Genomic DNA, 9787 nt, shown 5'->3' on the forward strand with positions numbered 1-9787 from the left:
AATGTCGCAGAAAGCCACAATATCAACCTCTGGAATTTTGGCCAGGGCCGGCAGATGCTTGCCGTTGGCAATGCCGCCGCAGCCAATAATCCCAACTCTTACCTTTTCCATCGTTCTACCTCCCCCTGTTTAAAAGATATTAGAAAACAGAAAAATCAAGCTGATTATTTGTTTCGCCAAATGTGGTTGTTATCCTTTGCCTAAAATGGTTAGATCATGGTAATAGAATCAATATGTCATAGTCTGGAGTGATAATTCCAAACAAAGAAAAAAGAGCGGGGAACCCCCACTCCTCGGTTACGTTCCTTGCTCTTTAAATGCTAGCTGCTTGGACTTCCTAGCCGAAAATGCCTTCTGTGAAGCAGCCTTATAGTTTCCGAATCTACTGCGGCACCATTCTACACGTGAACTTGGATAATTCATCTGAATAATCAAATCCTGATTTCTATGTGGTTTGCTAAATCTTAAAGGGCTAGATGCTTTTCTCCTACGCAGTATGTTGTTTGCCTATTGTTTTGCACAACTATGAAACAGCCAGCCAATATTAATGCGTATGGCTGGCTGCTGCTTAAGTTTTAAAGTTTTATCCGATTACTGGAGTTCCCCTAAAATATCTACCCCATCTAAGGTGAAAGTACCCGACATAACATAAACGGTCAGATTGTAATCCCCATACTCCAAGCCTCGGAAGAAGTAGGAGGTATCGCGGTTGTTGGCGCGGGAAGAAATCTGCACATTTTCTGCGACAAGCTCATCATTGAGGTAGATATTAAGCACTGCCGCATCGGTGTTGCCGAAGAGATTGAAGCCGGTTCCGGTAAAGTCTAGGCTGAACCAGGTTCTGCTCTTCTTAGGATCAATCGGTTCACCATCATCAGCTGACTCGATTTCAAACCTTACCACACTGGCGGTTGCCGTTCCGGTGGGTACAATCCGCACTGAGTGAATGCCCGGTTCTAAGCCGGATACAGTGTAGTAGTGACGAGTTGTAGCACTGCCGCTGAAAACAATGCTGCCGTGATACTCACCATCAAGATAAACATCAGCCGTGGCGTTAGCTGTATTCTGCCCCCGGGCAAAGAAGTCAAAGCCGACACCTTCAAAGTACAGCTCGGCATAGGCTTCTTCTCCAGGTGTGTGGCTGGCCCACGCGTCATTTTGGTTCGAACCCCAGCCGCCCGGTTTGCTGTAGCGGTGGTAGTAAACCCGGTTGAGGGTTCCCGGTACCGTAGTGGTATCAGTATGGCGGACAATCGTTTTCTCAGAAGCCATGCCCACACTCTTAGTCCGATTGTGGAATGCCGCGAAACCTTCGTTCACCGAATGAGTCCAGCGGGTCGCATCGGAATAGCGGATCCGAGGATCGGTGTTGTCCAATTTCTCTGACGCCCAGGCATAGCCAGCTATCGGCAGAACCTGGAGATTGTCATACTTGGTATGGTAATAGCCGCTTAGAATTGCAATTCTGCCAGACATGACGCTGTTGTCGGCAGTATCAGTGTAACTGGTAATTTCCTCCCCGTCTAGGTAGGCGGTCAGAGTGTTATCCGCAGCCTCCAGCGCCATAGTATGCCATCCATTCGGATCAAAGTCGTTAATTCGGCCTTGGCGGACTACTGCGCCTTTGCGGCACAGCTGATAGCGGCCATCCGCATACACCAAGAACGAGTATCCTGCCGGATCATGCTCGCCGTACATTACCTGCCGTACACCGATGCCAGCATAGTTCGGCTGATTCGGAACCACCGCATCATCAAGTTTAAAATCGATTTGAGCTTTGTAATTAGCCCAGCGGTAGTCACCGAGCACGGTGTTGGGTCGGATGTGGGTCTGGTTATCCTCCCGATGATTGCCCCACACGCTCCACTCATAGCCCCGCTGATCGTAACCAATAATCTGCTGGAGGACATGGTTGCCGTCCTCATCCATTACTACTTCAAAAGCGCCATACTGGTCAGTTGTGTAGCGGGGAGTTCCGCCTCGTCTTTCTAAGTAAGTCCGTCCGTTTTCATCCATGGGATATTCCGCGTATTCAAAGTCATCAGTGTAGGGCAGCGGTAAGATGGTATCAGCTGCCGGACTGTCATTGCTGCCGCTCACATATTCCGCAGCGCGGTTGTCAAGCCCGTTACTTAACGTCGATACGGTCAGCACGGAGTAAGGCTTAACGACAAATCGCGCGGTGTACAACCCATCATCTCCCAGAGTTGGTTCGACAACTCCAATTTGCTTCATCCAGTTCGCATCTAAAGGCTCTCCCGGATCCGGACCTCTGGTTTCCCACAAATAAAGGGGCTGACCAGCGGTTTTAAAATCCTTAATCCGGATTTCATAATAGCGAGTAAATGCTGTGTTGTTGGCGTGGATCATGGAAAAGTGATCGGTTTCTGGATCTTTTAAGGTTAAGTAGTTGTGGTTTGATGAATCCACAGCTACTCCGCCATCGGTCCAGCTGCCGTCACCGAAGCAGGCGCCTTCTAAATACACCCAGTCGTGATCGATAAACCAGTTAAAGTGCTGGATCATCTGGATGCCGGCGTCGGTTTCGAAGTATCCGGACCAGGGATAATGGGCACTGATTAGGTCCTTGGGATTATACTGAGCCCCCTGGTAGTTCGCGATTACTGCCGGCTGCATCATGAACTTAGTCATGCGGGCAGGATTAGCGCTGGAACCGGACCAGCGGTACATATTGATAAATCTCTGGGCAATGTCTACTACACCGGTGGTTCCACCAATTCCGCCCCGATCCGGATCAACATGGTAGCGGTTCTCGGCCCGCACCATGGGAGCGATGGCTTCGCCGTACCAAACTTCGATGCCATACTCCTGGGACAGCTTAGTTAAACTGGGATGTCCGCTCAGATCATAGTGATAGCTGAAGACATCCACTAAGTCCCGCAGTTCCGGATCGCCGAGAATAAGACTTGCGGTTTCGGGTTTGCGATAGGTATCGGCAGCTACGATTTTGATCTGGCTGTAATCATAGCGGCCATCTGTTTCTTCCTTCAGCCTGTTAGCAAAATACTTGATCCAGTCCATATTGCGGGTATTGGATCCTGACATATCGTTGCGCTCGTTTTGACCGGGACTGACATAATCAATTTTAAGGCCAAAAGTATCGTAAACAGCGTCAATGGTTTCTTTGTACCACTGGTAGCGCTTGTCAAAATCGGTGCCGGTCCAAGATGGTTCGCCCCATCTTAGGATTTCGATCTTAATCTCCGGGTTGATGGACTTGGCATCGGCTGCAAAGTGCCAGCCTGCTCCCCTCAGCACATTGGCCGGCTCCTCTGCTGTTCTCTTGGTCGCTGGTTCAGTTCCGGACGAAGTATTGACATCAGCTCCCATCTCCACTTTAATGCTGGTCAAGCCCGCTCCGGTTTCCGGATTGAACAGGAGATTCATGAGCTTCCAATAGGCTTCCGGATTCTCTTCTTTGTAATCCAAGAGCAGCCTTGAGGTGTTGTTGCAGGAAACAGCGCCCCAGCCATTATAAGTGTTGATTGCATTTCCCTCTGCATCAATGGGGAAATCGCGGCCGTCAATTGTTACTACACTCCAGGAGATATTCATGTCTTCACCCATACTTTCTGCAGATCCTAGTGCGCCAAAAACCAACACCACCATCAAAACACAAGCTAACCAACCCTTCCTACCCATCGCAGTCACTCCTTTTTAAGACCTTAAAACTTTTATTTTAACTTCCAAGGTTACCGGAATGATTCCGTCATCGGCAGTAAAGATCACGGTGTAGGGCTCGTCTTGAGCCTGTTCTTCTGTAGGGATCCAAACGAAACTGATCGGTCTTCCGGGCACAAACCCAGTTAAATCGCACTCTGCTCCATCCGGCAGATTGGCTGCTGTCAGCCGCATCGGCTCGGCAATTCCTGATACGGTATAATCCCGCACTCCCGCCCGCTCATTATAGATCATGCCATCAGTCCGCCGCTGTGAGGCTTCATAAGCCGGCTGCCGGGCCAGCACTTCGAATTCCAGGGTTTCCCCCACCTTAACACTCAACTCCGGCACTGGCTTAAAGAAAGGCCGGAACACTGTCTGGGGCAGCGGATACTGATCAGTTGAAACTGCAAACTGATAGCCTGTCTCAGCAACAGCCACAGTCTCATATGGATGCAAGCTGTCCTTAGGTGTGCCCGGCGCAGGGGCATTCACTTCCACCTGCTTAACCGAGAGCACCTCATCGATCTCCACATTTTCCACTGCTGTGGTGTGGTAAGGATAATCAGGTACGTACTCTAAGTGAGGGGGACGCTTAAAGTTGTTTGTAACTAAGACAACCTCCTCAACTTCTGCTGCATGGGCAGCGGTAATATCCTTTAAAGATCCATTTACCACATCATCCAAGACAATGGGATGGCGGGTATCTTCAATAACATACTTCAGCTCAATTTCTTTTAGATGCAGGTTCTCTACGTGTCTGGCATAGAGTCCATATGCCGGGAGAATTCCCCAGTTGCTGGGTTCGGGATAAACTTCCGGCAGCTCCGGAATGTTAAAGGGATTATCTTTCCAAGTATTAGTTTCCGGGTCCCACTCTACCCGCGGCAGCAGTCCCTCATTTTTCAAGAAGAAGGTGTTGACCAGCCAAGGGAGAGACTGAACTTTGGGATCTCTGCTCTGGGTCTCGGTATACTCCCAGTTAGTGTTTAACTGCCGCTGCTCAACGGCGTGCTCCATGCTTAATCCGCCTCGATATTCCACGGCAATGTGTTCAATTACTACATTTTTAACCCGGTTGTCCACCAAACCCATGATCTCAATCGGGTAGCGGGGATCGGCGTCTTTAACAGTGATATTGCGGATAATTATATCCCGCACTTCAGCGATCCGCTCGCTGCCGCTGGCATTGGCGTACAGCACCAGATCTTTTTCATCAAGCTCATGGTCGTAGTCCGGCACATACTGCGCTGCGTCCGGATCAAATTTGCGGGCATAGTACCTGCCGTTTTCTTCATGGTAATTAGCCGGATTGACACGGCAGGGATTGTCCTGATCAACAATATTAAAAAGGGACTTGCCATCCACTGTTACCTGCCTGGTGCGGTTATACGAGGGTGTGTACCGCTTAGCCGGATAAACCTGATACGGCTCTGTGCAGGGCAGTACCCAGTTGGGATTGTCTAAGCGCACATTAGGCTTCGCATCTTTGGGCGGAATAATATCGTCCTCTGTAGAATTGCCAGTAACCGGAAAGCGTCCCCGATCGCCGATCTTGATGAAAATCGGTGAACTGCTGATATTCTCCAGCACTGAATCTTCGAAGATAATATTGGTTAGATCTGATCCATCAACCGCTTCCAGGGCAAAACCGCGGGAGCGCTTGAAATGCACCCGGCGAACTGTTACCTGATGGTAGCCGCAGGTTGACTCTGTCCCCAGCTTCACCCGGGCGGTGGGACCGCAGCGGTCCATGGCAATCAGCTTGTCGGTTTTAAATGTGCCGTCGTAAACAGAGCCCACATCATAGCCGCAGACTGTGCAGTCTTCAATTAAAACATTCTTAACCGGCATATACTTGCCGCCGCCATATGAGGCTTTGATGGCAATGGCATCATCGGTTAAGGAGTTAAAGGTTGATCTGCGGACAGTTACATTTTGGCAGCAGTCGATATCAAAGGCGTCGCGGTTGGTATCAACTAAGAGATCTTCAACCAAAAGGTTATTAATGCACAAGGCCATAATGGCTATGTGGCCCCCTGCTACGATCGAAAAATCCCGCAGCACTACATTCTCACAGCGAACTAAGGCGATAGCTTTATTGCCGAACCACTCACCCCGATGTCCCCGCTCAGTGCGCTTTTCCGGTTCATGGGGATCGCCGCCTAAGAGCACCAGCTCCACATCTCCATCGTCATTCATAAAGGTGCCGTTAATTAATCCCGGTCCGTAAATCATCACATCTTTGAGATCTGCACCATAGATTAGACTATTAGCGAAATAGGAATGGGCGTGGTCCTGCAGTCCCACGTACAGATTTACTTCCGGCTCGTCATAATTACCGCCCTCTCCCACCTGCTTTTGGTAGGAATGCTTGATATCGGTTTTAGCGGCGTGGAGAGTACTGCCTTCACTTAAGTACAGGTTGACACCGCTCATCATCCGAATTGTGTAAACCCGATAATCTCCGGCAGGCACAACAACAGTACCGCCTTCCGCCGCAGCTGCTTCAACCGCAGCATTAATCGCTTTGGTGTTCTCAACGGGGGATTTACCCACACCTGCACCAAAGTCACGGATATCGAATTTCCGATCTTCTTTTAATAAATGGTTCCGATCAAACGGACACCCAGTAGCTTCCTTAACTGTAACCATTGGATCCTCCTCAAAATTTTTTCATCAGCGTTTTCTATTTTCGACAAGCAAGAATTTATGTCCTCTATTCACAAACTCGATATTATCAGGGTTTAAGCAAAGGAGCATAATCCCCAACCCATATGAATAATAATTACACGGAAATTTTTTGATTCTATTTTGAGGATAGTTTGATCTTGTTTTGAGTTTGGGTTGTTATACTGAAGCAGAATTGAGCGGGTTGTGGTTAGTACACTAGAATTGCAATTAACCACGATCATCATGACTAACGGGGTAAATTGCACCAGCAAAAAAGTCTCCAAAGGAGGTGGAGATCAAACGAGGTCAGGAATAATCAACACCCTCGAAGTCGATGGTTAAACAGTTTACACACAAGAAGAACAAAAAACAATAGAATTGGAGGAAGTAAAATGAAAAGAGCGCTTGTGTTAGCTTGTGTATTGGTTTTAGTATTGTCGGCTGCGGCAATGGCTAGCATGCCAGAAAAGGATGTTTTTCCAGTTAACGTAGATATTGCATCACATGCGGAGATCAGCTTACCGGAATCTCTAGATTTTACAATCAACTTTCTAACAACTCCACGATATGCTGCAAAAGGAATACTCGAGCTAAAAGCAAATACAGCTGTGAGTGTAAGGTTTGATTCTGAGGGATTTGACACTGAGGATCTAAACAAATGGATCACGTATACTTTAGAGCAAGACGTAGCATTGACACCCTATCCTCCAACACTTAATCCGGGAGGCACACAAACCATCCGATTAGGATATACCGGAAAAATTAGGACGATAAACTTCGCTGTAAGCTATGAGATTCCTGAAGATTGGTACACAGTCGAAAAGGGTAAATATACAGATGTAATTACTGTTACAGTTGCCGAGCCAGTATAGTAAATCTTTTTGCACTTTCTAATAGGAAACATTAATACAGCCAAGTTCATCATCTGAATAGAATCCAATAATACCTAAAACAGAACTTTTTAAGGGTTATGGGTTTTGCACCATAACCCTTATTCTGCTACTCTTTGAATTACATAATCCCCTCAAGCAATATTATTCCAGATTTGACAATGCATGTGTTTCTATTAACCACACCAGAAGCACATAATGATACCTCACTAGAAAGATTATTTTAGATGATTTCAAGGATTTTCAAGTGGTAAAAGCGGTTCACTATAGGCCCAGTTTATAGATATATAAAGCTGTTACTGCAGAGTTATCCGTGGCAGGTTTTATAGTTCATGGATTATTTTGCAGAAAAAACAGTCACTTTGACAACGTCCCGATACCCCCCAGATCTGATCATAAAAAAAATATCTCTAGAAATGGCTTCAGCTATATTTGCACCAAATTCAATCTTTATTACATCCCCAGTCCAATGCCATAACGACTTTTTACCAAAGCTATTCCCCATACTTCCCGATGCAAAATACCACCATTTATCTTCCGCATCTTTCCAACGATAGCCTGCCAGATTAGGTGCTCCTTCCACAGCGTTATCGCCGAAATCAAATCCGCTCGACTCAAAATTAACATATACATCTGTGTTTGTTAGTAAAAAAATTTCGGTAATAGGATCAGCACTCTGATTCTGCATGTTTTTATCCAATATAACCTCACCTAAGTAAAACACCTCAGGAACCACAACCCTCGCAAATTCTGGTATTTTAACTATCACTTCGAATTGATTCTTATATAACTGGGATTCTGCAGCAACCGAAGCTACTCCCACACCTATAACTAAAAAAATCATTAAAAGACTAACGACTAATCGTTTCACACAATTGCCTCCCTAAATTGTTTTAAATGACTCTTAGTTTGTAAAAAACAATACAACCGATGGACAGCCCCCTTAGTTAGCCTATTTTTTGGGATCAATTTTCTGCCATTTAGTACATAAATTCTAACTAGGAGCGTCAAGAATTAGGATATATCGAATCAAGAAGTTTTATTCCATCTTTATCCAATCAATCTGTACCCTGTATCCTCTGATTACCGTTTTTGTAAGACAAATGGAAGGCTATACGATAAATTAAAACAAAAAACCGGCAAAACCTGCTGAGCGCAAGTTCTACCGGTTTTGTTTATTTTCTTAATGGCTATATTACTCACCAGCACCCTTGAATTCCAGGCCGTACTCCTTCATTGCCTTTTCCACATGGATGTAGTGGTCAATGCGCTGTAATTTTGAAGCTGCTGGCTTATCCAAGACTATTGTTAAATTGCCGGGATACAAATGCATTGCGGAAGCAGTAACTTGGCCGGTTACTGGTCCTTCAATTGCCTGGGCTACAATTTCTGCCTTGTGGGCTCCGTTTACCAGCATTACCGCATTGCGTGCTTCCAGGATAGTACCGATACCCATCGTAATTGCAAACTTAGGCATATCATCTCTGGAGATACCTGCTTTTTTATAGAAGGCCTCATAGTTATCATCCAATGTTTCCTGAGTCAGCGGAACTACTCTTGTTCTCGATGCCAGAGATGAACCAGGCTCGTTGAAACCCCAGTGGCCATCTCTGCCTAAGCCGAGAAGCTGAATATCGATTCCACCGGCTGCTTTAATCTGCTCTTCGTACCACTGGCAGTAAGCTTCAGGATCTTTAGTCAAGCCATCTGGCACCAAAGCATTTTCTTTCGGGATATTAATATGCTTGAAAAACTCCTCATACATAAAGCGGGCGTAGCTCTGGTCTTGGTCGTAGGGTTTGTTCAGATCCATGCCGACTCCTAGATACTCATCCAAGTTAAAAGTCCGCACTTGGGAGAAATCCAGTCCTTCTTCTTTGTGCATTCTAATCAGCTCTTTATACGTTCCGATTGGAGTACTTCCCGTAGCCAAGCCAATCACACAGTTCGGTTTTTCTCTGATAAAACTAGCGATAATCTCCGCACCGACCTTGCTCATTTCCTCGTAAGTGTCTCTAATAAGGATATTCATTCATTGGCCCCCTTCTTTTGTTGCGTTAGAACATCCATACTATAGTTCATTTTTACACCCATTAATTCCTTGTTAGATGCTATTTTTTTCACATTAAAATTACGTTTTCTGCGCTAAAAACCCCCTGCAGATATTATATCCACAGGGGGTGTAATTACAGATATTATTGATTAAACAAATCGTCGAGACGGCTTTGAACAAACGGTTTTAACTCTGCCATGGTAGCAGTGGTACTCCGTGTCCCGTCATAAATCTGGGGAGCTAAGTCGGAGAACTCACCCAAGAGGTTTTGGAACAAGCGCGATGCTTGACCTTGCCATTCCTGGTTGGCAGTTAAGAAAACCTGAGCAGATTCCTTGCTGTTGGTATGAGCTGCTAAAACATCAGATTGCAGTACATCTTCTTCACGCCAGAGGAATGCTCTTAAAGTGGCCAGTCCTTCTGGATCTGCAGCGTTCTTCGGAATTAAAGTAGTGCTGACTGCTTGGACTGTCCAGTAATACTCATCAGC

General features: G+C 46.3%; 7 protein-coding genes. 1 reads left to right on the plus strand and 6 read right to left on the minus strand.

Translation table 11 applies throughout. The features are described from left to right. From GX019_09795 to GX019_09805, 3 genes are all read right to left on the minus strand, one after another. Nucleotides 1-111, minus strand: a 111-nt coding sequence (locus GX019_09795; GenBank protein ID HHT37451.1) for a gfo/Idh/MocA family oxidoreductase, incomplete at its 3' end; no start/stop codon positions are given. 480 nt (nucleotides 112-591) lie between these two features. After that, nucleotides 592-3663, minus strand: a complete 3072-nt coding sequence (locus GX019_09800) for a DUF1080 domain-containing protein (protein HHT37452.1) — start codon at nucleotides 3661-3663, stop codon at nucleotides 592-594. 15 nt (nucleotides 3664-3678) lie between these two features. Then, nucleotides 3679-6336, minus strand: a complete 2658-nt coding sequence (locus tag GX019_09805) for a hypothetical protein (protein HHT37453.1) — start codon at nucleotides 6334-6336, stop codon at nucleotides 3679-3681. Between the two features lie 410 nt (nucleotides 6337-6746). Between GX019_09805 and GX019_09810 the strand changes: the two genes are divergently transcribed. Next, the gene (locus GX019_09810) at nucleotides 6747-7226 is read left to right on the plus strand and encodes a hypothetical protein (protein ID HHT37454.1); all 480 of its coding nucleotides are present in this window, start codon (nucleotides 6747-6749) and stop codon (nucleotides 7224-7226) included. Between the two features lie 355 nt (nucleotides 7227-7581). On the opposite strand, the gene GX019_09815 is transcribed toward GX019_09810, so the two are convergent. From GX019_09815 to GX019_09825, 3 genes are all read right to left on the minus strand, one after another. Beyond that, on the minus strand, nucleotides 7582-8115 hold the full coding sequence (locus GX019_09815) for a hypothetical protein (GenBank protein HHT37455.1): 534 nt from the start codon (nucleotides 8113-8115) through the stop codon (nucleotides 7582-7584). Between the two features lie 324 nt (nucleotides 8116-8439). After that, complete coding sequence (gene nagB / locus GX019_09820; protein ID HHT37456.1) at nucleotides 8440-9276, minus strand: glucosamine-6-phosphate deaminase; 837 nt, start codon at nucleotides 9274-9276, stop codon at nucleotides 8440-8442. 163 nt (nucleotides 9277-9439) lie between these two features. Then, nucleotides 9440-9787, minus strand: a 348-nt coding sequence (locus GX019_09825) for a hypothetical protein (protein HHT37457.1), incomplete at its 5' end; no start/stop codon positions are given.

It is taken from the genome of Bacillota bacterium (genome assembly GCA_012837335.1).
Taxonomy (GTDB): domain Bacteria; phylum Bacillota; class Limnochordia; order Darwinibacteriales; family DTU012; genus DTU012.

Coding starts and splice junctions, on each gene's coding strand:
- GX019_09800 (HHT37452.1), bottom strand. CDS start 3,663: ATGGGTAGGAAGGGTTGGTTAGCTTGTGTTTTGATGGTGGTGTTGGTT.
- GX019_09805 (HHT37453.1), bottom strand. CDS start 6,336: ATGGTTACAGTTAAGGAAGCTACTGGGTGTCCGTTTGATCGGAACCAT.
- GX019_09810 (HHT37454.1), top strand. CDS start 6,747: ATGAAAAGAGCGCTTGTGTTAGCTTGTGTATTGGTTTTAGTATTGTCG.
- nagB (HHT37456.1), bottom strand. CDS start 9,276: ATGAATATCCTTATTAGAGACACTTACGAGGAAATGAGCAAGGTCGGT.